The sequence below is a fragment of the Streptomyces sp. NBC_00483 genome (genome assembly GCF_036013745.1).
Taxonomy (GTDB): domain Bacteria; phylum Actinomycetota; class Actinomycetes; order Streptomycetales; family Streptomycetaceae; genus Streptomyces.
This window is the reverse complement of the sequence record NZ_CP107880.1, coordinates 1,961,223-1,982,852: the sequence shown is the minus strand read 5'-3', so window position 1 is coordinate 1,982,852 and position 21,630 is coordinate 1,961,223. Positions and strand designations below refer to the sequence as shown.

19 protein-coding genes are annotated in these 21,630 nt (G+C 70.5%); 6 read left to right on the top strand and 13 right to left on the bottom strand.

Annotated features, from left to right (window positions below; translation table 11 throughout):
• Positions 1-34 precede the first annotated feature (34 nt).
• Positions 35-829 carry a metal-dependent hydrolase gene (locus OHA73_RS08485; protein WP_266722385.1) on the top strand — a complete coding sequence of 265 codons (795 nt, stop codon included), beginning with the start codon at positions 35-37 and terminating at the stop codon, positions 827-829.
• Between the two features lie 29 nt (positions 830-858).
• On the opposite strand, the gene OHA73_RS08480 is transcribed toward OHA73_RS08485, so the two are convergent.
• A complete protein-coding gene (locus OHA73_RS08480) occupies positions 859-1,512 on the bottom strand; it encodes a hypothetical protein (protein WP_327654727.1) in 654 nt (217 codons plus the stop codon).
• Positions 1,493-2,086: an RNA polymerase sigma factor gene (locus OHA73_RS08475; protein ID WP_267071319.1), complete on the bottom strand. Its 594-nt coding sequence runs from the start codon at positions 2,084-2,086 to the stop codon at positions 1,493-1,495. Before OHA73_RS08475 ends, OHA73_RS08480 begins: the two co-directional genes overlap by 20 nt.
• Before the next feature lie 120 nt (positions 2,087-2,206).
• Between OHA73_RS08475 and OHA73_RS08470 the strand changes: the two genes are divergently transcribed.
• The gene (locus OHA73_RS08470; protein ID WP_327654726.1) at positions 2,207-2,740 is read left to right on the top strand and encodes a COG4315 family predicted lipoprotein; all 534 of its coding nucleotides are present in this window, start codon (positions 2,207-2,209) and stop codon (positions 2,738-2,740) included.
• 59 nt (positions 2,741-2,799) lie between these two features.
• Here the strand turns inward: OHA73_RS08470 and OHA73_RS08465 are convergent, their stop codons facing one another.
• Together OHA73_RS08465 and OHA73_RS08460 are read right to left on the bottom strand one after the other, a co-directional pair.
• A complete protein-coding gene (locus OHA73_RS08465; RefSeq protein WP_327654725.1) occupies positions 2,800-4,599 on the bottom strand; it encodes an ABC transporter ATP-binding protein in 1,800 nt (599 codons plus the stop codon).
• Entirely contained in the window at positions 4,596-6,524 is a 1,929-nt protein-coding gene (locus OHA73_RS08460) for an ABC transporter ATP-binding protein (protein WP_327654724.1), read from the bottom strand. The genes OHA73_RS08465 and OHA73_RS08460 overlap by 4 nt, the downstream gene beginning before the upstream one ends.
• 190 nt (positions 6,525-6,714) lie before the next feature.
• On the opposite strand from OHA73_RS08460, the gene OHA73_RS08455 reads away from it, so the two are divergent.
• Complete coding sequence (locus tag OHA73_RS08455; protein WP_327654723.1) at positions 6,715-7,467, top strand: L,D-transpeptidase family protein; 753 nt, start codon at positions 6,715-6,717, stop codon at positions 7,465-7,467.
• Between the two features lie 33 nt (positions 7,468-7,500).
• Here the strand turns inward: OHA73_RS08455 and OHA73_RS08450 are convergent, their stop codons facing one another.
• The 3 genes from OHA73_RS08450 to OHA73_RS08440 form a co-directional block, all read right to left on the bottom strand.
• Positions 7,501-8,955 (bottom strand): Gfo/Idh/MocA family protein, encoded by a 1,455-nt coding sequence (locus OHA73_RS08450; RefSeq protein WP_327654722.1) that lies wholly within the window; start codon positions 8,953-8,955, stop codon positions 7,501-7,503.
• A 149-nt stretch (positions 8,956-9,104) separates the two neighbouring features.
• Positions 9,105-12,038, bottom strand: a complete 2,934-nt coding sequence (locus OHA73_RS08445; protein WP_327654721.1) for an FAD-binding and (Fe-S)-binding domain-containing protein — start codon at positions 12,036-12,038, stop codon at positions 9,105-9,107.
• A gap of 87 nt (positions 12,039-12,125) precedes the next feature.
• Positions 12,126-12,569, bottom strand: coding sequence for a MarR family winged helix-turn-helix transcriptional regulator (locus tag OHA73_RS08440; RefSeq protein WP_266722403.1), 444 nt, complete (start codon positions 12,567-12,569; stop codon positions 12,126-12,128).
• Positions 12,570-12,707: 138 nt separating this feature from the next.
• Between OHA73_RS08440 and OHA73_RS08435 the strand changes: the two genes are divergently transcribed.
• Positions 12,708-14,531: an ABC transporter ATP-binding protein gene (locus tag OHA73_RS08435; RefSeq protein WP_267071326.1), complete on the top strand. Its 1,824-nt coding sequence runs from the start codon at positions 12,708-12,710 to the stop codon at positions 14,529-14,531.
• 120 nt (positions 14,532-14,651) lie between these two features.
• Positions 14,652-15,500 (top strand): endolytic transglycosylase MltG, encoded by an 849-nt coding sequence (gene mltG / locus OHA73_RS08430; protein ID WP_327654720.1) that lies wholly within the window; start codon positions 14,652-14,654, stop codon positions 15,498-15,500.
• A gap of 102 nt (positions 15,501-15,602) precedes the next feature.
• Here the strand turns inward: mltG and OHA73_RS08425 are convergent, their stop codons facing one another.
• The 6 genes from OHA73_RS08425 to OHA73_RS45730 all read right to left on the bottom strand — a co-directional run bounded on the left by OHA73_RS08425 (position 15,603) and on the right by OHA73_RS45730 (position 21,023).
• Positions 15,603-16,760: an NAD(P)-binding domain-containing protein gene (locus OHA73_RS08425; protein ID WP_327654719.1), complete on the bottom strand. Its 1,158-nt coding sequence runs from the start codon at positions 16,758-16,760 to the stop codon at positions 15,603-15,605.
• 88 nt (positions 16,761-16,848) lie between these two features.
• A complete protein-coding gene (locus OHA73_RS08420; RefSeq protein ID WP_327654718.1) occupies positions 16,849-18,018 on the bottom strand; it encodes an LLM class flavin-dependent oxidoreductase in 1,170 nt (389 codons plus the stop codon).
• Positions 18,019-18,022: 4 nt separating this feature from the next.
• On the bottom strand, positions 18,023-19,069 hold the full coding sequence (locus OHA73_RS08415) for an ABC transporter substrate-binding protein (RefSeq protein WP_327654717.1): 1,047 nt from the start codon (positions 19,067-19,069) through the stop codon (positions 18,023-18,025).
• A gap of 102 nt (positions 19,070-19,171) precedes the next feature.
• Positions 19,172-19,930, bottom strand: coding sequence for an ABC transporter ATP-binding protein (locus tag OHA73_RS08410; protein ID WP_327654716.1), 759 nt, complete (start codon positions 19,928-19,930; stop codon positions 19,172-19,174).
• On the bottom strand, positions 19,903-20,811 hold the full coding sequence (locus OHA73_RS08405) for an ABC transporter permease (protein WP_327654715.1): 909 nt from the start codon (positions 20,809-20,811) through the stop codon (positions 19,903-19,905). The genes OHA73_RS08410 and OHA73_RS08405 overlap by 28 nt, the downstream gene beginning before the upstream one ends.
• A gap of 143 nt (positions 20,812-20,954) precedes the next feature.
• A complete protein-coding gene (locus tag OHA73_RS45730) occupies positions 20,955-21,023 on the bottom strand; it encodes a putative leader peptide (protein WP_351286961.1) in 69 nt (22 codons plus the stop codon).
• A 136-nt stretch (positions 21,024-21,159) separates the two neighbouring features.
• Between OHA73_RS45730 and OHA73_RS08400 the strand changes: the two genes are divergently transcribed.
• Positions 21,160-21,582: a YjbQ family protein gene (locus OHA73_RS08400; RefSeq protein ID WP_327654714.1), complete on the top strand. Its 423-nt coding sequence runs from the start codon at positions 21,160-21,162 to the stop codon at positions 21,580-21,582.
• The last annotated feature ends 48 nt before the right edge of the window (positions 21,583-21,630 follow it).

Here is a 21,630-nt window from a genome sequence, read left to right as displayed (position 1 = left end):
GCCGGCACAACAGAAACAGGGGCGGAACACAGCCATGATGGGACCGGCACACTCGTTGTCAGGAGCGGCGGCCTGGCTGGGGGTGGGGGCGGCGACAACGGCGGCCGGGTACCCGATGCCGTGGCCTGTCCTCCTCGTCGGAGCACTGATCTGCGCGGGCGCCGCGCTCGCCCCGGACCTCGACCACAAGTCGGCGACCATCTCGGGCGCCTTCGGCCCGATCTCCCGGGGCCTTTGCGAGATCGTCGACAAACTCTCGTACTCCGTCTACAAGGGGACCCGGATGCAGGGCGACCCCCGGCGCTCGGGCGGTCACCGCACGCTCACCCACACGTGGGTCTGGGCGGTCCTCATCGGGGCGGGTGCCTCGGCCCTGGCGATCTTCGGCGGCCGCTGGGCCGTCCTCGGGATCCTCTTCGTGCACATGGTGCTCGCCATCGAGGGCCTGCTGTGGCGGGCGGCCCGCGGTCACAGCAGCGACCTCCTCGTATGGCTGCTCGCGGCGACCAGCGCATGGATTCTCGCGGGCATCCTGGACCAGCCCGGCAACGGCTCGGACTGGCTGTTCACGGACCCCGGCCAGGAGTACCTGTGGCTGGGCCTGCCGATCGTGCTCGGCGCGCTCATGCACGACATCGGGGACGCGCTCACCGTCTCGGGCTGCCCGATCCTGTGGCCCATCCCGATCGGCCGCAAGCGCTGGTACCCGATCGGGCCGCCGAAGCTGATGCGGTTCCGGGCCGGCAGCTGGATCGAGCTGAAGGTGCTCATGCCGGTGTTCATGCTGGCCGGCGGCGTGGGGTGCGCGGCCGCGCTCAACTTCATCTGACCGAGGGCCGGCTCCGCGACGGGCGGGCGTCAGCCGTCCAGGTCGGCGGACGACCAGACCCGACCGCTGGCGTCCACCAGGTCGACCCGGTCGATCGAGCTCGCCGCTCCGTCGGCGATCCAGGTGGCCCGCCCGGACGACGGCAGCCACCAGTGGCCCGCGTCGCGGACGGAGCCGTCCTTCAGCAGGAGCCGGCACGTGTAGTAGCCGCCGGCGCCGCTGTCGGCGAGCTGCATGACCACCACGCGCCGGTCGCCGACGCGGCTGGGCTCGACCGTGCCCACCGCCGTCCCGGAGCCGGTGACGAGCGCGGCCCCTTGGTCGCTCGCGGTGACCGTGGGCGGGTTTCCCCCGCCGAGGTGGCCGAGGACCGTGGCGCCGGCGCCTCCCGCACACACGCCGGCGAGCACGGCCGCCGCGACGAGCAGAGCCGGCCGCCGCAGCGCGCGGCGCCGCGTCGGGCGGTGCACGTCGAGGCGTTCAAGGACCCGTGCGTCGAACCCTGCCGGGGCGGCGAGCGCGGGCGTCGCGGGCAGCACACTGTCGACGGCCGCGGACAGGTCGTCGTAGGCGGAGCGGCAGTTCGAGCACAGGGAGAGGTGGCGCAGCAGCTCGTCCTGCCCACCGGGGAGCGTGCCGAGCGCGAGGGCGACCAGCTCGTCCTCATCGGGGTGGTGTGCCATCGCGGCTCTCCTCCTTCGACGCCTCACGCAACCTCCGCAGGCCGGTCCGGATCCGGGTCTTGGCGGTGCCGAGCGGGATGTCCTCGTGGCGGCCCACCTCCTGCGCCGTGCACCCGCCGAGCACCGCGAGCGCGACCGCGCGGGCCTGCTCGACCGGCAGGGCGCGCAACCGTCGGACGGCACGTTCGCTTTCGAGGGAGACCATGGCGAGGCGCTCCGGGCTCTCGCTCTGCAGGGTTACGTCGAGCAGCCGCTCCAGGGTCTCGGCCAGCACCGGCACGGGCCTGCGGGCGCGTACGGCGTCGATGGCGGCATTGCGCGTGATCGTCAGCAGCCAGGTGAGGGCCGAGGCGCGGCGGGCGTCGTAGCTGCCCGCGGCCCGCCAGGCCCGGACGAACACCTCCTGGCTCACGTCCTCGGCCAGCGCGGAGTCGCGGATGACCGACAGCGCGAGGCCGTACACCGCGTCCTGGAAGCGGCGTACGAAGGCGACGGCCGCCTGCTCGTCGCCCAGGGCGAAGCCGGCGACGAGCGAGGCGTCGTCGGCGCGATCCGCCCGCGAGAACAGTTCCACGCCCCCTTATACGTACGAGAGAGGTGAAGGGATTGCACGCAGTGTCCGTGTTCCGTCGGGTGGCGCAATCCATCGGCGTCCCCCGCTCGTACAACCTCCGCGAGAAGGGACGGAGTGATCATGAAGAACTTCAGGATCGGCGTGGCCGGGTTCGCGCTCGTGGCGGCCTTCGGGCTGGCGGGCTGCGGGGGCGGTGGCGGCTCAGGTGGTGGCGGCAGTTCGGACGGCGGCACGACCGCGGCCAAGGACGCCTCCACGTTGAGCACGAGCGATTCGCCGATGGGCAAGATCCTCGTCGACGGCAAGGGACGCACGCTCTACCTGTTCACCAGCGACGGCAAGAACAGCAACTCCATGAAGTGCGATGCGAAGTGCGTCAAGGAATGGCCGCACATGGAGGGCAAACCGAAGGCGGGCGCCGGGGTCCGGGCGAACCTGATCGCCACGACGAAGGGGAGCGGCACAGCGCAGGCGACGTACGCCGGACACCCGCTCTACTACTACGCCGACGACCACAAGGCGGGGGACACGAAGGGGCAGGGCATCGACCAGATCTGGTACGTCCTCGACTCCCACGGCAATGCGATCAAGAAGGCCGCGCCCGCGGGCGGCGGGGACGACGGCGACAACGACAGTGGTGGCTACGGCTACTGAGGCGACGCCGGGCGGGAGCCATCCCGAAGAGCGGGCTCCCGACCGCCGCCGTCGGCACATCAGCCGTGCCAGGACCGCCACAGCGCCGCGTACGCGCCGTCGGCCGCGACCAGGTCGTCGTGGCTGCCGAGTTCGCGGATCCGGCCGTCCTCGACCACGGCGATCACGTCCGCGTCGTGCGCGGTGTGCAGCCGGTGCGCGATGGCAACGACCGTGCGGCCGTCGAGCACCCGGCCGAGCGAGCGCTCCAGGTTGCGGGCCGCGCGCGGGTCGAGCAGAGAGGTCGCCTCGTCGAGGACCAGCGTGTGCGGGTCGGCCAGGACCAGCCGGGCCAGCGCGATCTGCTGCGCCTGCGCCGGGGTGAGGGCCACCCCGCCCGAGCCGACCTCCGTGTCGAGGCCGTCGGCGAGGCCACCGGCCCACCCCTCGGCGTCGACCGCACCGAGGGCGGCCCACAGCTCCGCGTCCTCTGCGCCCGTGCGGGCCAGGCGGAGGTTGTCGCGCAGGGAGCCCACGAAGACGTGGTGCTCCTGGTTGACCAGGGCCACATGGGAGCGGACCCGCTCGGCCTCCATCCGGGAGAGTTCCGCGCCGCCCAGCGTGACCTGCCCGGTGCGCGGCGCATAGATCCCGGCGAGCAGCCGCCCGAGCGTCGACTTGCCCGCGCCCGAGGGGCCGACCAGGGCGAGCCGCGTGCCGGGGGCGACCTCCAAGGACACCTTGCGCAGTACGTCGACGCCCTCGCGGTAGCCGAAGTGCACCGCGTCGGCCTGGACATCACGGCCGGCGGGCCGCACGGAGGCATCGCCCGCGTCCGGCTCGATGTCCCGCACACCGACGAGCCGGGCCAGCGACACCTGGGCGACCTGAAGCTCGTCGTACCAGCGCAGGATCATCCCGATCGGATCCACCAGCATCTGCGCGATGAGGGCGCTCGTGGTCAGCTGCCCCACGCCGATCCAGCCCTGGAGGACGAAGACACCGCCGACCACCAGCACCGACAGCAGCACGAGGACGTGCACGGTGTTGATCACCGGGAAGAGCACGGAGCGCAGGTAGAGGGTGTACCGCTCCCAGGCGGTCCACTCCTTGACGCGCCGCTCCGACAGGTCGATGCGGCGGTCGCCGAGCCGGTGCGCCTCGATGGTGCGCCCGGCGTCCACGGTCTCGGCGAGCGCCGCGGCGACGGCCGCGTACCCGGCGGCCTCCGAGCGGTACGCGGACGGCGCCCGCTTGAAGTACCAGCGGCAGCCGAGCACCAGAACCGGCACCGCGATGAGCAGCGCGGGCGCCAGCGGCGGCGCGGTCACCGCGAGCCCGCCGATGAGCAGCGCCGCCCACACGACACCGATGGACAGCTGGGGCACGGCCTCCCGCATCGCGTTCGCGAGCCGGTCGATGTCCGTGGTGATCCGGGACAGCAGGTCGCCCGTTCCCGCCCGCTCCAGAACGCCGGGCGGCAGGCCCACGGACCGCACCAGGAAGTCCTCCCGCAGGTCCGCCAGCATCCGCTCGCCGAGCATCGCCCCGCGCAGCCGGACCTGCCGGATGAACACGGCTTGGACCACCAGGGCGAGCGCGAACAGGCCGATGGTGCGGGCCAGTTGGGGCCCTTCGAGGGAGTCGACGCCGCCCGGGTTCTCGGAGACGTCCTGGATCAGTCCACCCAGCAGGTACGGGCCGGCCATCGACGCGATGACGGCGACCGTGTTCACGCCGATGAGCAGGAGGAACTCGCGCCGGTGACGCTGGTACAGCTCCCGCACATAGGCGCGGACCGTGGCCGGGGCGCCGACCGGCAGGGTGTGCGCCGTGGTGGGGGCCGCCGGGTCGTAGGCCGGGGGCGCTACGCCGATCATGCCGTCTCCTCGATGTCGATCTCGATATCGGTGTTGATGCCAACGGCTGCGCCGCCTGCGCCTGCGCCTGCGCCTGCGCCTGCGCCTGCGCCCGCGCCCGCCTCCGCGCCGGATCCGGTGTCCGTGCCGTCCTCGTCGGGCCGTGGCTCGGCGCCGGGGGAGGACTTCTCCTCGTCGGTCTCGCGGGTGACGACCGCGCGGTACCGGGGCTCGGTGCGCACCAGTTCACGGTGCTCGCCGACCGCCGCGACCACGCCCTCGTGGACGAACACCACGCGGTCCGCGCGGTCGAGGACCAGCGGTGACGAGGTCAGCACCACGGTCGTGCGGCCGCGCCGCAGCGCGCGCACGCCCTGGGCGATCCGGACCTCGGTGTGCGAGTCGACGGCGGACGTCGGCTCGTCGAGCACCAGCGTCTCCGGGTCGGTGACCAGCGAGCGGGCCAGCGCGAGGCGCTGGCGCTGGCCGCCGGAGAGGGACCGGCCGCGTTCGGTGATGCGGGCGGTCATCGGGTTCTCGTCCAGGGAGCCCTGGGTGAGAGCGTCCAGCACGTCGGAGCACTGGGCCGCGGCCAGCGCGTCGTCGGGTGCGATGTCTCCGGAGGCCGGTACGTCGAGGAGTTCGGCGAGGGTGCCGGAGAGCAGCACCGGGTCCTTGTCCTGGACGAGCACGGCCGTCCGCGCGACATCCAGCGGCAGTTCGTCGAGCGGCACACCGTCGAGCAGGGCGGATGGCGCCGCCTCGCCCGCGTCGTCGTCGGTGGCGGAAGCGGGGTGTCCGCCGAGCCGGTCGGCGAGGCGCCCCGCCAGGTCCGGGTCGCCGCAGACCACGGCGGTGAGCCGCCCCGCGGACGCGAGCACGCCGGTCGCCGGGTCGTACAGGTCGCCGGTCGGTGCCTTGGCGTCGCGCAGCCCGCCCTCCGGTTCGGTGACGCGCTCCAGCGCCAGCACCCTGGACGCACGCTGCGCGGACGGCCGGGAGAACGAGTACGCCATGGCGATCTCTTCGAAGTGGCGCAGCGGGTAATTGAGGAGCATCACCCCGCTGTAGACGGTGACCAGTTCACCGACGGTGATCCGGCCCTCGCGCGCGAGGGTGACGCCGTGCCAGACGAGCACGATCGTCAGCAGGCCGGGAAGGAGGACCTGGATCGCCGAGATCAGCGCCCACATGCGCGCGCTGCGCACGGCGGCCCGGCGCACGTCCTGCGAGGCGCGGCGGTAGCGGTCGAGGAACAGCTCCTCACCGCCGATGCCACGCAGCACGCGCAGGCCCGCGACGGTGTCCGAGGCGAGTTCGGTGGCATGGCCCGCCTTCTCCCGCTGATGGTCCGCCCGCCGGGTGGCGCGGGGGAGCAGGGGCAGCACGGCGAGCGCCAGGACCGGCATGCCGAGCGCGACGACGACACCGAGCGCGGGCTGGTAGATCAGAAGTCCCACGGCGGCGATGACGATGGTGAGCGCGGCGGCGGTGAAGCGGGAGAGCGCCTCGACGAACCAGCCGATCTTCTCCACGTCGCCGGTGGACACCGCGACGACCTCGCCCGCGGCGACCCGCCGGGTGAGGGCGGCGCCGAGCGTCGCGGTCTTGCGGGCCAGCAGCTGCTGGACGCGGGCGGCGGCGGTGATCCAGTTCGTGACGGACGTGCGGTGCAGCATCGTGTCGCCGACCGCGACGCCGATGCCGAGCAGCACGATCAGCGCGCCGGCCTTGGCGAGACCGGTGCCGGAGCGGTCGACGACCGCCTGCACCGCGTAGCCGACGCCGTACGCGAGACCGGCGACGGAGACGAAGTGGATCAGGCCCCAGACAAGGGACTTGGCCTGCCCACCGAGCTGGTTCCGGCCGAGCCAGAGCAGGAACCGGGGGCCCGAGCGGGCGTCCGGCGCACCGGGGTCCGGATACGGAAGGTCGGAGATCTGCATGACGTCCCAGGGCTCGAAGCGGGGTGGATCGAAGAAGCGGACTCAAAGGCAGCAAACCGTGAAAGGTTCGCGTCCCATGGCGAGCCGAGGCAAACGGTTTTCCGGCGCCGGGCAAAGAATCGGGCCGGATCGACGGTCGTGATCGGAGTCGGTCCCGCGGTTTTTGACCGGTGGTGCGACCATGGAACGCATGCGGAGTGCGGGTGTGATCAGGGCGGGCGTCGCGATGGCGGCGTGCGGTGTCCTGCTGACGACGGTGGCCGCCTGCGGCGCCGACGGCGGCGACAGCGGGAAGAAGGCCACGGCGGGGGCGAACTCCTCGGGCGGCGAGTCCGGGGGCGCCGAGGCGCGCGCGGCGGATCTCAAGCGCATCCCGGGGGTGGGCGACCGCTACCAGAAGCAGCTCCCGGCGAACGCCCGGCAGGTCGTCGCCGTGTACGGAGACGGCAAGGACGCGGCGGGCTCCACCATTGCCCTCTACACCAAGTCCGGCGACACCTGGAAGAAGCAGCGCGGCTGGTCCGGGCACAACGGCAAGAAGGGCTGGACGACGAGCCACCACGAGGGCGACAACCGCAGCCCCGTCGGTGTCTTCACGCTCAGCGACGCCGGCGGGGTCCTGGCCGACCCGGGCGCGAAGCTGCCGTACACGCAGTCCGCGTCGTTCCAGGCCCCGCACTACTGGTCGAAGTCGCACTGGCACGACTTCGACTACGTCATCGCCATCGACTACAACCGCGCCAAGGGCACCTCGCCCAACGACCCGACCCGGCCGCAGGGCCAGTCCAAGGGCGGCAGCATCTGGCTGCACATGGACCACGGCAGCGGCACCTCGGCGTGCGTGAGCCAGTCGAAGGGCGACATGGAGTACCTGCTCAAGACGCTCGACCCGAAGCAGCACCCGGTGGTCGTGATGGGCGACAAGGCCGAGCTCAAGGCGTGAGCCGCGCGGGCCCCCGCCCTGTGCTCGGGTCTGTCAGGCCTCGCTCGGCTTCTCCGAGTCGACACCGCCGCGCGCCTTGCGCCAGCCGCCGCGCGTGAAGTCGGGGATCTGCTGCGGCGCGCCCTTCGCCTTGATCGAGAGATGGCTCAGCGGAACCGGTGAGGTCCAGGTGGCGGCGTCGTACACGTCGAAGTCCGGGACGAGCCCGAGGCGCATCGTCTGCATCAGGCGGAACACCATGATGTAGTCCATCCCGCCGTGCCCACCTGGAGGGTTCGAGTGCTCCTTCCACAGCCAGTGGTCCCAGTCGGCGTACTTCGCGAAGTCGCCCCAGGCGTCGTCCGTGTGGTCGGGCTCGATATAGATCCGCTCCGGGTAGTCCTCGAACACGCCCTTCGTTCCGCCGAGTTGATTGATCCGCGAGTACGGGTGCGGGGTGCTGACGTCGTGCTCCAGACGGATCACCCGGCCCTTCGCCGTCTGTACCAGGCTGATCGTGCGGTCCGACTCGATGTACGACTCCTTCCAACTCGGGTCGTCCTTGGGCATATTGGCCGCGCGGTACTCGGCGAGGCCCAGGGAGGGTGTGCCGAAGCTGGAGATGTGGGTGACGCGGTCGCCGCGATTGACGTCCATGTAGTTCGCGACGGGACCGAAGCCGTGGTTCGGGTACAGGTCGCCGCGCAGCCGCGTGTGCCACAGCCGGCGCCACGGTCCCTCGTAGTAGTCCGGGTCGAACATGAGGCCGCGCAGGTCGTGGTTGTACGCGCCGGCGCCGTGCAGCAGCTCACCGAACTTGCCCGCGTGGGCCATCCGCAGGACGCGCATTTCATTGCGTCCGTAGCAGCAGTTCTCCAGCTGCATACAGTGTCTTCGGGTGCGCTCGGAGAGGTTCACCAGCTCCCACAGCTGGTCCAGCTGGAGCGAGATGGGACACTCGACGCCGACGTGCTTGCCGTTCAGCATCGCCGTCTTCGCCATCTCGAAGTGCCAGTCCCACGGCGTCGCCACGTAGACGAAGTCGATGTCCCCGCGCTTGCACAGGTTCTCGAAGTCGTGGTCGCCCTTGGCGTAGATGGCGGGCGCGGGCTGACCCGCTGCCGTCACCTTCGCCGCCGCCTTGGCGGTCTTCTCCTTGACCGGATCGCACAGGGCGACGACCCGGACGCCCTGGATCGCAAGGAAGAGGTCGATCATGCTGCCGCCGCGGTTGCCGAGGCCGACGATGCCGACCCGAACCGTGGAGCGCCGCTCGAACGGTACGCCGATCATCGTGTCGCCCTGCCGGGCCGGTGCCGCCGCAGTGGTGGCCTCGGCCGCCCCGGAGCCACCGGCGTCGGAAGTCTCCGCGGCCTGTGCAGTCGAGCTCGAACCCAGTGCGATGAACCCGAGTCCGGCGCCGGTGGCGCCCGCGGTGCGCAGCACCTCGCGGCGGGACCGGCCATCGGGCTCGGGGTTGTCGAGGGGGCTGCGCTCGTTGTCGTGCATCGGACCTCCAACAGGGTGGGTGCGGTGCCGGGGCAAGCGCAAGCCACCCTGCTGGGAGTGAGAGCAGGGGCGCAAGAGGTCGAATCGGACGGGTGGTTGGACTTATGTCATCGGGCTTTTGGACTCATGTGACGCGCCCTCACGCGCCCTCACACGCGGGCTGCACCGCGCCGCGTCGCCCGCTCCAGCTCGACCAGTACGGAGTAGTACGAGCGGCCCGTCGCATGGTCCATGCCGACCTCGCACATCCGGTTCGCCGACAGATGGGCGTCGTATGTGCGGGACGTGACCTCCGCGGCCTCCTTCGCCGTGGCGGACTCGGTCAGCTCCTTGTGGAGCATGCCTCGGTCGCCCGCGAAGCCGCAGCAACCCGCGTCGTCCGGCAGCACCACCTCGTCGGCGCAGGCCTCGGCCAGGGCTCTCAACTGGCCGACGTCGCCCAGGTGTTCCATGGAGCACGTCGGATGCAGCACGGCCGAGCCGATCGTGCGCTCGATGGTGAGTCGCGGCAGCAGTTCCTCCGCGGCCCAGACCAGGGAGTCCACGATGGTCAGCTCCGCGTGCAACTCCCTGTTGTCGTCGGTGAGATACGGCACCACCTCGTGCGCGATGCCCAGCGTGCACGAGGAGGCGTCCACCACGAGGGGAAGCCTGCCGCCCCCGGTCCAGGCCCAGGCCGCCTCGACGATCCGGTTCGCCATCACCGTGTTGCCCTCGTCGTAGCCCTTGGAGTGCCAGATCGTGGCGCAGCACGTCCCGGCCACATCGTTCGGGATCCACACCGGCTTGCCCGCGCGCGCGGAGACCGCGACAACGGCCTGAGGCAGCGATACGTCGCCGGGGGTGCCGAAAATGCGGTTCACGCACGCCGGGTAGTAGACGGCCGTGGCCCCCACGCGCGCGGTACGCGGTAGCTTCCTGGCCGCAGCGGCAGGTACCTCCGGCAGCCATTCCGGCACCAGGTCCGGCCGAACCGCCTTGCGTGCGGCGCCCGTTACGGCACTCAGGAGGCGGTCACCGATCTTGTCGGCGGCCGCCACCGCGAGCCGGGCCGAGGTCTCCACGGCCTTGAAGTTCTTCGCCACGAGCGCGGCCGTCCGCTCCTCGCGCGGCGAGTGACGGGCGTGCCGGAAGCTCTTCATGAACGCCCCCGTGTCGATGCCGACCGGGCAGGCCAGCTTGCACGTGGAGTCGCCGGCGCAGGTGTCCACGGCGTCGTACCCGTAGGCGTCGATCAGCTCGTCCTCCACCGGCGAGCCCGACGGCTGGCGCATCATCTCGCGGCGCAGCACGATCCGCTGGCGCGGCGTTGTCGTCAAGTCCTCGCTGGGACACGTGGGTTCGCAGAAGCCGCATTCGATGCACGGGTCGGCGATCAGATCCACCTTTGGGATCGTCTTGAGGCCCCGCAGATGGGCCTTCGGGTCGCGGTCCAGCACGATGCGCGGCGCGAGCACCCCGTCCGGGTCGATGACCTGCTTGGTGCGCCACATCAACTCCGTGGCCTTGGCGCCCCATTCGAGCTCCAGGAAGGGGGCGATATTGCGGCCCGTCGCGTGCTCCGCCTTCAGGGAGCCGTCGAACCGGTCGACCGTGAGGCGGCAGAACTCGTCCATGAACGCCGCGTACCGCTCCACGTCCTCCGGCTTCGCCGCGTCGAAAGCCAACAGGAAGTGCAGATTGCCGTGCGCCGCGTGCCCCGCCACCGCCGCGTCGAAGCCGTGCCGCGTCTGCAGTTCGAGCAGCGCCTCGCAGGCCTCTGCGAGCCGCGAGGGCGGCACCGCGAAGTCCTCCGTGATGAGCGTGGTGCCCGAAGGGCGCGAGCCGCCGACCGCCGTCACGAACGCCTTGCGCGCCTTCCAGTAGCCCCCGATGGTCTTCGCGTCCCGTGTGAACTCATTGGTCACCGAGGTCACGGGCGCGACGAGTTCGAGACCTTCGAGGGCCTTCGCAGCCGCCTTCTCGTAGGTGGCCTGGGTCTTCTCGTCCGGGGCGCGGAACTCCACCAGCAGCGCCGTCGTCTCCTTGGGCAGCTCGGCCCAGTCCTGCGGCACACCCTGCACGCTGACCGAGGCGCGCAACGTATTGCCGTCCATCAGCTCCACGGCCAGCGCCCCCGCCTCGTTGAACACCGGCACCGCCGCCGCGGCCGCGGTCAGGGAGGGGAAGAACAGCAGCGCCGTCGACACCTTCCGGTCCAACGGCAGGGTGTCGAAGACGACTTCGGAGATGAACCCGAAGGTGCCCTCCGAGCCCACCATGAGGCCGCGCATGATCTGCACCGGGGTCTCGCCGTCCAGGAAGGCGTCCAGCCGGTAGCCGTTCGTATTCTTGATCTCGTACTTGGCGCGGATCCTGCGGGTGAGCTCGGCGTCCTCCTCGATCTCCCGCTTGATCGCCAACAGGGCCTCACAGAGCGCCGGTTCGGCGTGTGCCAGGTCCTCGTCCGCGCGCGGGTCGCCCGTGTCGACGACCGTGCCGGACGGCAGCACAAAGGTGAGGGAGGAGACCATCCGGTACGAGTTCCGGGTCGTGCCCGCCGTCATCCCCGACGCGTTGTTCGCCACCACGCCGCCCACTGTGCAGGCGATGGCGCTCGCCGGGTCGGGGCCGAGTACGCGCCCGTGCCGCGCAAGCGTGGCGTTCGCCCGCACGATCGTGGTGCCGGGGCCGATCCGCGCGCGCGAACCGTCGCCGAGCACCTCGATGCCCGCCCAGAACCTGCGGACGTCCACGAGGATGTCCTCGCCCTGCGCCTGCCCGTTCAGCGACGTGCCCGCCGCGCGGAAGACGACCTCGCGGCCCTTGCCGTGCGCGTAGGAGAGCACCGCCGACACGTCGTCGATGTCCTCGGCGACCACCACGACCTGCGGCACGAAGCGGTACGGGCTGGCGTCCGACGCGTAGCGCACCAGGTCCGAGATCTTGGTGAGCACCTTGTCCGCGCCGAGCAGCCGCGTCAGCTCCGAGCGCAACGGCTCGGGCGTGCCACCGGACTGCTGGTCCGCGACCCGGTCGGGCGCAGGCCCCGACGGACGGGCTCCGGGGCGCAGGGCTTCCGGCTTCGGCTCCAGCAGCGGCATGGCCTCTCCTCGATCGCTATCAGTACTCCGGCGCTGTCAGTACCCCGGCAATGTCAGTACCCCGGCTCTGTCAGTGCTGCGGCGCGGTCAGCACTCCGGTGTGCGCGGGGGCTCGAACAGCGCGTTCAGCAAGACCGTCAGCTGCGCGCGCTGCTCTTTGTCCAACGGTGCCAGGATCTCCTCTGCCGCCGCGCGGCGCGCGCTGCGCAGCTCCCGCAGGGCGGCCCGGCCCTTGTCGGTGAGCTCGATGCGGATCACCCGGCGGTTCGTGGGATCCGGCGCACGGCGCACCAGATCGGCCGCCTCCAGGCCGTCCACCGTCGTCGTCACCGCGCGCGGGACCACCTCGAGGCGCTGCGCGAGATCGGCCATGCGCGGCGGCGTCTCGTAGTGCACCAGCGTGCGCAGCAGCCGGGACTGCGCGGGCGTGATCCCGACCGGCTCCAGCTGGCGCCGCTGTATCCGCTGCAGGCGGCGGGTCAGCCGCAGCAGCTGCTCGGCGAGGAAACCGTCGGCGTCCGGTGTCTTCATGCCGGGAACATTAGCAGGACCTTGTGCATTGTGAATAGAGGTAACAATGCATTATGCTCCTCGAGTCGAACTCGACTGCTGCCCCGTCGGTACCCGATGAGTGGCGCGTGCCGAGTTCCCTCTATGCCTAGGAGGCCCATGCCCCGCGACGAAATCCGCTGGACGCCGCCCCCCGATGCCGACGCATCGGGGCAGCCGCGGCAGATCCGCCGCATCCTGTCCCTGTTCCGCCCCTACCGCGGCCGCCTCGCCCTCGTCGGGCTGCTCGTCGGCGCCGCCTCGCTGGTCACGGTCGCGACACCGTTCCTGCTCAAGGAGATCCTCGACGTCGCCATCCCGCAGGGTCGCACCGGGCTGCTCAGCCTGCTCGCCCTCGGCATGATCGTCAGCGCCGTCGTGACGAGCGTCTTCGGCGTCCTGCAGACGCTGATCTCGACGACGGTCGGCCAGCGCGTCATGCACGATCTGCGCACCGCCGTCTACGGCCGGCTGCAGAGCATGTCCCTCGCCTTCTTCACCAAGACCCGCACCGGCGAGGTCCAGTCCCGCATCGCCAACGACATCGGCGGCATGCAGGCGACCGTGACCTCCACCGCGACCTCCCTCGTCTCGAACCTGACGAGCGTCGTCGCCACGGTCATCGCGATGATCGCCCTGGACTGGCGCCTGACGATCGTCTCCCTGCTCCTGCTGCCGATCTTCGTGTGGATCAGCCGCCGGGTCGGCCGCGAGCGCAAGAAGATCGCCACACAGCGCCAGAAGCAGATGGCCGCGATGGCCGCCACGGTCACCGAGTCGCTCTCCGTCAGCGGCATCCTGCTCGGCCGCACCATGGGCCGAGCCGACTCCCTCACCAAGTCCTTCGCCGACGAGTCGGACGAACTGGTCGGCCTGGAGGTCAGGTCGAACATGGCGGGGCGCTGGCGGATGGCCGTCATCAGCATCGTCATGGCCGCCATGCCCGCGGTCATCTACTGGGCGGCCGGCATCGCCCTGCACTTCGGCGGCCCCACCGTCTCCATCGGCACGCTCGTCGCGTTCGTCTCGCTGCAGCAGGGCCTGTTCCGGCCGACCGTGAGCCTGCTGCAGACCGGCGTCCAGATCCAGACCTCGCTCGCCCTGTTCCAGCGCATCTTCGAGTACCTGGACCTGCCGGTCGACATCACCGAGCGCGAGGACCCGGTCCGCCTCGACACCGTCAAGGGCGAGGTCCGCTTCGAGAACGTCGAGTTCCGCTATGCCACCGACGATGCCGCCGACGAGCGGCAGAAGGCGATCCTCGACGGCATCGACCTCACCGTCCCCGCAGGCGGCAGCCTCGCCGTGGTCGGCCCCACCGGCTCCGGCAAGTCCACGCTCAGCTATCTGGTGCCGCGGCTCTACGACGTCACGGGCGGGCGCGTGACGCTCGACGGGGTCGACGTCCGCGACCTGGACTTCGACACCCTCGCGCGCGCGATCGGCGTGGTCTCCCAGGAGACGTATCTGTTTCATGCCTCGGTGGCCGAGAACCTGCGGTTCGCCAAGCCCGACGCGACCGACGAGGAGCTGTATGCGGCGGCCCGCGCGGCCCAGATCCACGAGCACATAGCCGCTCTCCCGGACGGCTACGACACCGTGGTCGGCGAGCGCGGCCACCGCTTCTCCGGAGGCGAGAAGCAGCGCCTGGCGATCGCCCGCACCATTCTGCGGGACCCGCCGGTGCTCATCCTCGACGAGGCGACCAGTGCGCTCGACACCCGCACCGAGCACGCCGTACAGGAAGCCATCGATGCGCTCTCGGCCAACCGCACGACGCTCACGATCGCGCACCGTCTCTCCACGGTCCGCGGCGCCGAGCAGATCGTGGTCCTGGACTCCGGGCGAATAGCCGAGCGCGGCACGCACGAGGAACTGCTCGGCCAGGAGGGCCGCTACGCGGCGCTCGTGCGGCGGGACGCGCGCGTGGAAGCGGCCGCGTGACGGGAGTTGTGCCCGGGCCGCCATGACATCGGCGCGAACAGTGGGGAGAGAGTCCGTGAGGGAGTCAAGGAGGGCAGAGATATGTCAGGGATGTTCTGACGCAGGGGTTACCGTTCCGGCATGCAGACCGAGACTCCGCGACGGAGCACGACGCGAATCACGCGCCGAGGACGCGTCGCCATGACGGTGACCGGGGCCGTCGTGGCGGCAACCGCCGTCGCGGTGTCATTGGCCCTGGCGGGCGGGGACGAGTCGAACCGGGTTCTGACCATCCCGGAGGGCTGGCGTTCGGGCCAGGTGTACGAGGCCGTCGACAAGGCGCTCGACGTCCCGGCCGGCACCACGAAGAAGGCCGCGCCCAAGGCCCACCTCAAGCTTCCGGGCGACGCGGGTGGCAACGCCGAGGGCTACCTCTTCCCGGCGACGTATCCCTTGAACGACAAGTCGACCCCGCAGTCGGTCCTTGCGTACATGGTCGACACGGCGAACAAGAGGTTCGGCGGCGGCAGCGGCAGCGGTAGCGGAACGACCGCGGGCGCCGAGCGCAACGCCGTCAACCCGTACCAGCGCGTCATCATCGCGAGCATCGTGCAGGCCGAGGCGGACAACAAGGAGGACATGGACAGGGTCGCCCGCGTCATATACAACCGGCTCGATCACGACATGCCGCTGCAGATGGACTCCACCATCAACTACGCGCTCGGCCGCTCCACGTTGGACACCACCCACGACGACACGAAGATCAACAACCCGTACAACACCTACGCGCGCAAGGGGCTGCCGCCCACCCCGATCGGCAATCCGGGGGAGCAGGCGATGGAGGCGGCCACCAGCCCGGCGTCGGGTGACTGGCTGTACTTCGTGACGGTCAAGCCGGGGGACACGCGCTTCACCGCGGACCTGGGCGAGCAGGAGAAGAACGTGGCGGAGTTCAACGAGAACCAGGCGAAGGCCAAGAAGGACGGTTGACGGGCCCCGTCCTGGTGCCGGGATACCGGGGTGCCGGCGGGGGACCGCGGTGCCGAGGGGCTTGGGTGCTTAACCGGCAGGTGAGCGCCGACCCGCGTCGCCTCACACCGCGACCGACGTCCTGCGCCCCAGTAGCCGCTGAATGTCCCGGACCGCGGACCGCCCCGCGCGGTTCGCACCGATCGTGCTCGCCGACGGGCCGTAGCCGACCAGGTGGATGCGGGGATCGAGGGCCGCGCGCGTGCCCTCCATCCGGATCCCGCCGCCCGCTTCGCGCAGCTTCAGCGGCGCCAGATGCTCGATGGAGGCACGGAACCCGGTGGCCCAGAGGATCACGTCGGCCGCCGCCTCGCGCCCGTCGTCCCAGGCCACACCGGTCGGCGTGATCCGGTCGAACATGGGGTGCCGGTCGAGGACACCGTTCGCGCGGGCCGCGCGGATCGCGTCGTTCACCGGCAGCCCGGTCACCGACACCACACTCAGCGGCGCGAGCCCCTGACGTACCCGCTCCTCGACCGCCGCCACGGCGGCCCGCCCCGCCTCCTCGCCGAAGGGGCCCTCGCGGAAGACGGGCGGCCGGCGGGTGACCCAGGTCGTCGAGGCGGCGCCCGGAGCGATCTCCATCAGGTGCTGCGTCCCTGAGGCCCCGCCGCCCACCACCATGACGCGCTGACCTGCGAACTCCTCGGGTCCTTGGTACTGCGCGGTGTGCAACTGCCGCCCGCGGAAGGTCTCCTGCCCCGGATAACGCGGCCAGAACGGCCGGTCCCAGGTGCCCGTCGCATTGATCAGGGCGCGCGTCGACCACACCCCGTCGGAGGTCTCGACGAGCAGCCGACCGTCCTCCCCTTCGCGCCCTTCGCGCCCCTCGCGCCCTTCGCGCCCCTCGCTTTCCTCGCGCACCGACCGCACGTCGACCGGGCGCCGTACGCGCAGATCGAAGGCCTCCTCGTACGAGGTGAAGTACCCGGAGATGACCTCCGAGGAGGGTCGCGCGGGGTCGGCGCCGGTCAGTTCCATGCCGGGCAGCGCGTGCATGCCGTGCACCTTGCCGTAGGTGAGCGAGGGCCACCGGAACTGCCAGGCGCCGCCGGGGCGGGGCGCGTGGTCGAGGACGACGAAGTCCCGCTCGGGCTCGAAGCCCACGCGGCGCAGGTGATAGGCGGCGGAAAGCCCTGCCTGGCCGGCGCCGATGACGACGACGTCGACTCGGCGCGGACCATCGGCGGAGGCGGCGTCTCGTACCCCGATGTCGTTCACGTTTCTACTAACTCCATCGGAGCGCGAGATCTTCCCGCGTGCGCCGACCAGGAAACGAGCGCCCCCCGTCAGCGCTCGCCCGCGACCATCAGCGCCCGCCCGCAACCGCCAGCGGCACACCGGACCGGCGCGCGACCGGCTCCACGAGCCCGCGTGCGGCCAGTTCGGGAATGACACCCTCCCCGAACCAGTACGCCTCCTCCAGATGCGGATATCCGGAGAGCACGAAGTGCTCGATGCCGAGCGTGTGGTACTCCTCGATCCGGTCGGCGACATCGGCGTGGCTGCCGACGAGCGCCGTCCCGGCGCCACCGCGCACGAGACCGATCCCGGCCCACAGATTGGGCGAGATCTCCAGGCTCTTACGCTCACCGCCGTGCAGCGCCAGCATCCGCTGCTGCCCGACCGACTCGCTGCGCCCGAGCGCGGCCTGCGCGGCGGCGACGGCCTCGGGGGAGAGGTCGTCGAGCAGCCGGTCCGCCGTGGCCCACGCGTCCCGCGCGGAGTCGCGCGAGATCGAGTGCAGCCGGATCCCGAACCGCACGGTGCGCCCCTCGTGCTCGGCGAGCGAACGGATCCAGTCGATCTTCTCCTTCACCTGCTGCGGTGGCTCGCCCCACGTCAGATACACATCGGAGTGCCGCGCCGCGACCGGCCCCGCGGCGGCCGACGAGCCACCGAAGAAGATCTCCGGCCGCGGATCCGGCGGAAGCGCCGTGTAGCCGCCGTCGACCCGGTAGTGCTCCCCGGCGAAGTCGAACGGCTCCTGCGAGCTGCCGCCCCACACGCCACGCACCACCGAAAGGAACTCGTCGGTGCGTGCATAGCGCTGATCGTGGTCGAGATGGTCGCCGAAGCGCCGCTGCTCGGCCGAGTCACCACCGGTGACGACATTGAGCAAGAGCCGTCCGTTCGTGAGGCGTTGATACGTCGACGCCATCTGCGCGGCGAGCGTCGGCGAGATCACCCCGGGCCGGAATGCCACGAGGAACTTCAGGCGCTCGGTGTGCTGGGCGAGCGCGACCGTCGTCAGCCACGCGTCCTCGCACCACGTCCCGGTCGGAGTGAGTACGGCCTCGAAGCCCAACTGCTCGGCCGCCTTGGCGATTTGAACGAGATAGTCGAGGTCGGGCGCGCGCACTCCGGAGATCGGACCGCCTGGCGAACGCTCAAGTGCCCCGCCGCTGAAGGCGTGCCGGTCGACGAGGGTGCGTCCGTCGCCGCCGGTCGGCAGGAACCAGTGCAGATGAACGTTCATGGGTTCAGGACTCCTTGCCGTATGTGCGCGGGGCGGTGGTGGAGGGCGGCAGCTTGTCGTTGAAGCGCGTGTCGACGTACTTCGAGAAGTCGACCTTGCGCGGAATCAACTTCAACTCAGTGAAGGAGTCGGCGATTTGCTGCTCAGAGGTGATCACGTTCTTGTCGACGGCGACCGTAACGCGTGTGCCGTTCGTACGCTTCACGGCGTCGTACGCCGCCCCGTACGGCAGTCCGGTGTCCTTGGCCCACACCTTCGCCCACGCCTGCGGGTGCTTGTAGACCCAGTTCTGGGCGCGCCGCAGCCGATCGAGATAGTCCTTGATGGCGGCGGACTTCTTCTTGTCGGCGAGGGAGATGGGGGAGGCGACCTGGAAGGCGAGCCCGTTGGTGACCCCGTCGCCGTCGGTGAGTACGCGACCGAGCTTCGCGCGCAACGCCTGCGAGGTGTACGGATCCCAGACGGCCCACGCGTCGACCTTGCCCGCGGTGAACGCGGCCAGCGCGTCGGCCGGTTGAAGGTACTTGACCTTCACGTCCTTCAGCGCGAGCCCGACCTTCTTGAGCGAGGCGACGAGCTGGTAGTGCGCCGATGACCCCTGGGCCACCGCGATCGACTTGCCCTTGAGCCCCGCAGGACTCTTCAGTTTCGAGCCCTTCGGGACAAGGATCGTGTCCCCCTTGGCGGTCCCGTGGCTGGCGGACACCACCTTGATCTTCGAGTCGGCACCGGCCGCGAAGACGGGTGGTGTGTTGCCGACGCCGCCGATGTCCACGGCCTTGGCGTTGATGGCTTCGAGGAGCGGCGGCCCCGAGGTGAACGTGGACCAGCGAATCTTGTAGTCCAGGTCGTCAAGTTCACCGGCGGCCCTGAGTACGGCCTCCGAACCACCCTTCTGGTCGCCGACGTTGAGGGTGAGTGGCCCCTTCCCGTCGACGCCGCCACTGCCACCGCTGCCGGTGGATGTGCTGGCGGTGGTGGCACCGGAGCAGGCGGCGAGCAGGAGGGCGAGGGGGGTGACGAGGGCGCCGGCTATGAGAGGGCGTCGCATGACAAGTCCGTTCAAAAATAGGGGGGCGATGAGAGAAGCGCGAGAAGGGGAGCGGAGATGGGGCGCGGAGATGGGGCGTGAAGATGGGGCGCGGAGATCGGGTCAGTGGGAGGACTCGTCCACACCCAGCCGGTTCAGCAGCTCGGCGCGCAGTTCGGCGAAGCGCGGATCGGTGAGATCGCGCGGCCGCTCCAGATCGACGCGGGTCTCGTGGGCGATGACACCGTCGTCCATGACCAGCACCCGATCGGCGAGCAGTACCGCCTCCTCGACATCGTGGGTCACCAACAGCACGGCACAGCCCCGCCGTTGCCACAACTCGCCGACCAGGCGCTGGGCCTTGATCCGGGTCAGCGCGTCGAGCGCGCCGAACGGCTCGTCGAGCAGCAGCAGATCGGGCTCGCGCACGAGGGCACGGGCGAGCGAGGCACGCTGGGCCTCGCCACCGGAGAGGGTCTTGGGCCAGGCGTCCGTACGGTGCTCGAGCCCCACCTCGTCCAACGCCCGCTCGGCGACGCCGCGTTCTGGCTTGCCCGGCAGGCCGAGCAGGACGTTGCGCCACACCCGCTTCCACGGCATGAGCCGCGGCGCCTGGAACGCGACGGCCTTGCGCCGAGGTACGAGTACGGTGCCTTCGATGTCGCGGTCGAGCCCGGCGAGGATGCGCAGCAGCGTGGACTTGCCGCACCCGCTGCGCCCGAGCAGGGCGACGAACTCCCCTGGCTTTACGTCGAGTTGAAGGTCATCGATGACGGCGCGCCCGTCAAAGGAACGGGAGAGACCTTCGACGCGCACGGCGGAACCGGCACCGATGGTGGTCTTGGGGGAAGGGGTCACCGGCCGGTGAACGTCGGTCGCCATTGCAGCAGCAGCCTTTCGAGGGAACGGACGACGAAGTCGGCGAGCAGGCCGAGGAACGCGTAGACGATCAGGCAGACGACGATGACGTCGGTGCGCAGGAAGTCCCGCGCCTGCACCATCAGGAATCCGATGCCGGCGTCGGCGTTGATCTGCTCGGCGAAGACGAGCGCCAGCCACGAGATGCCGAGCGAGTACCGCAACCCGGTCATGGCGCCAGGCAGCGCGCCCGGCAGCACGACATGACGCACGAGCTTCCATCGGCTCAGCCCCAACGACTCCCCGGCCTCGATGAGTTGGGAGTCGACACCACGAATCCCGGCGTACACATTCAGGTACAGCGGAAAGGACACACCAAGGGTGATGATGGCTACCTTCGGCGCCTCACCGATGCCGAACCAGATGATGAACAGCGGAATCAGCCCGACGAACGGCACGGTCCGCAGCATCTGCACACTCGCGTCGACGAGATCCTCGCCGACCCGGAAGAGGCCCGACACCAGCGCGAGCCCGGTCCCGACGACGACACCACACAGCAGCCCGACGGCGACGCGCTGCAGCGAGACACCCATGGCCGCGGGCAGTGACCCGTCGGACACGAGACCCGCACCGACCCGCGCGATGGTGCCCGGCGACGCCAACACCTCGGGCGTCAACACCCCTACAGACGTGAGGACTTGCCACAGTACGAGAAGCAGCAACGGCCCACTGGTACGGCGCAGCCAACGGGGAACGCGGGTGCGTCGGGTGGAGGAAGGGACAAGGGGAACGAGCTCGGGCGACTGGCCAACTGCTTGGCCTTCGGACGCCTTGTCGGCGGCCTGCCCGGGTTCCTCCTCGGGCGACCGGGCGGACGAAACGGGCGGGGCATGACTGGTGCTCATGGCACTCCATGGCAGGCGAGGGCACGCCTCGGCGTCAGCGGGCGCGCGTCAGCGGCGCGCCGTCACGGCCGAACACCGAAGCGGCAACGAGAAGAGGGTGAGCGCAGAAGAGTGAAGAAGCGCAGAAGAAGCGAGAAAAGGCGTCAGCAGCCGCGGCGACACGCGGCAGAGGCCACCCGCAGCAGGTCGATGTGACCGCGCGTGGTGAGCATGGCTGAACGCAACATGCGGCAGAACGTATCCAGCTGTCGACGTACGGTCAATATCGTCTCAGCGGGTGGACCATGCGTACCGGCAGCCGGTCGCCCGAGCAGGCGCTCCGCAGTTCATCCGGGCGACAATGTCCCTATGTCAGACGTCTTCACGACCCGAGTCCTGGACATCACCACAGGCTCCACCGAGCGCATCGCCGACCTCACCCGCGACTGCGAGTCCTTCTTGCGCGAGGTCGCCCACGGCCGCGACGGCCTCCTCAACCTCTTCGTCCCGCACGCCACGGCAGGCATCGCCATCATCGAAACGGGCGCCGGCAGCGACGACGACCTCCTCGCCGCCCTCCACACCCTCCTCCCCGCGGACGACCGCTGGCAGCACAGCCACGGCTCCCCGGGCCACGGCCGCGACCACGTCCTCCCGGCGATCGTGCCGCCGCATGCGACGTTGCCGGTGGTGGGGGGTGGGTTGGAGCTGGGGACGTGGCAGTCGGTGTGTTTGGTGGACACCAACAGGGATAATCCGCGGCGGCAGGTGCGGTTGTCGTTTCTTGGGTGAGAGGGGCCGGGGGACTCTCGGGATGTAGTCCGGCCACGCCAAACGCGT

Bases quoted from the DNA above. Each gene is read 5' to 3' on its own strand.
- OHA73_RS08485 (WP_266722385.1), top strand. From the start codon at position 35: ATGATGGGACCGGCACACTCGTTGTCAGGAGCGGCGGCCTGGCTGGGG.
- OHA73_RS08480 (WP_327654727.1), bottom strand. From the start codon at position 1,512: ATGGCACACCACCCCGATGAGGACGAGCTGGTCGCCCTCGCGCTCGGC.
- OHA73_RS08470 (WP_327654726.1), top strand. From the start codon at position 2,207: ATGAAGAACTTCAGGATCGGCGTGGCCGGGTTCGCGCTCGTGGCGGCC.
- OHA73_RS08465 (WP_327654725.1), bottom strand. From the start codon at position 4,599: ATGATCGGCGTAGCGCCCCCGGCCTACGACCCGGCGGCCCCCACCACG.
- OHA73_RS08460 (WP_327654724.1), bottom strand. From the start codon at position 6,524: ATGCAGATCTCCGACCTTCCGTATCCGGACCCCGGTGCGCCGGACGCC.
- OHA73_RS08455 (WP_327654723.1), top strand. From the start codon at position 6,715: ATGCGGAGTGCGGGTGTGATCAGGGCGGGCGTCGCGATGGCGGCGTGC.
- OHA73_RS08450 (WP_327654722.1), bottom strand. From the start codon at position 8,955: ATGCACGACAACGAGCGCAGCCCCCTCGACAACCCCGAGCCCGATGGC.
- OHA73_RS08445 (WP_327654721.1), bottom strand. From the start codon at position 12,038: ATGCCGCTGCTGGAGCCGAAGCCGGAAGCCCTGCGCCCCGGAGCCCGT.
- OHA73_RS08440 (WP_266722403.1), bottom strand. From the start codon at position 12,569: ATGAAGACACCGGACGCCGACGGTTTCCTCGCCGAGCAGCTGCTGCGG.
- OHA73_RS08435 (WP_267071326.1), top strand. From the start codon at position 12,708: ATGCCCCGCGACGAAATCCGCTGGACGCCGCCCCCCGATGCCGACGCA.
- mltG (WP_327654720.1), top strand. From the start codon at position 14,652: ATGCAGACCGAGACTCCGCGACGGAGCACGACGCGAATCACGCGCCGA.
- OHA73_RS08420 (WP_327654718.1), bottom strand. From the start codon at position 18,018: ATGAACGTTCATCTGCACTGGTTCCTGCCGACCGGCGGCGACGGACGC.
- OHA73_RS08415 (WP_327654717.1), bottom strand. From the start codon at position 19,069: ATGCGACGCCCTCTCATAGCCGGCGCCCTCGTCACCCCCCTCGCCCTC.
- OHA73_RS08410 (WP_327654716.1), bottom strand. From the start codon at position 19,930: ATGGCGACCGACGTTCACCGGCCGGTGACCCCTTCCCCCAAGACCACC.
- OHA73_RS08405 (WP_327654715.1), bottom strand. From the start codon at position 20,811: ATGAGCACCAGTCATGCCCCGCCCGTTTCGTCCGCCCGGTCGCCCGAG.
- OHA73_RS08400 (WP_327654714.1), top strand. From the start codon at position 21,160: ATGTCAGACGTCTTCACGACCCGAGTCCTGGACATCACCACAGGCTCC.